Origin of the sequence: Streptococcus suis, from assembly GCF_002960445.1 — a bacterium.
GTDB lineage: Bacteria > Bacillota > Bacilli > Lactobacillales > Streptococcaceae > Streptococcus > Streptococcus hyiners.
Genome location: NZ_POJD01000225.1, coordinates 1 through 315 on the forward strand (window position 1 = coordinate 1; position 315 = coordinate 315).

The window sequence follows — 315 nt, forward strand, 5'->3', positions numbered from 1 at the left end:
TATTTGGCTGATGAATTTGAAGGATTAACCGTTGCCTTTCCAGATACCAAAATCACATCGGCTCCTTTAGGTATGATGGTCGAAAATGTTCTCAAATGGGCTGATGCAGGACTTAGTTTTGAAGAGATTACTGGGAAATTGGACCAAGAAATTGGGAAGACTACAGCCTTCATCATGGTTGATGACCTCAATCATTTGGTAAAAGGTGGTCGCTTGTCCAATGGTGCAGCCTTGCTTGGCAATCTTTTGAGCATCAAACCGATTCTGTATTTTACAGGTGAGGGTAAGATAGAAGTGTATGAAAAAGTTCGGACG

The 315-nt window shown here is 41.6% G+C and carries 1 protein-coding gene; it reads left to right on the top strand.

Going from position 1 to position 315, the window contains the following annotated elements:
* On the top strand, nt 1–315 hold a 315-nt coding region (locus tag C1G53_RS09045; protein WP_153046686.1), incomplete at both ends, for a DegV family protein.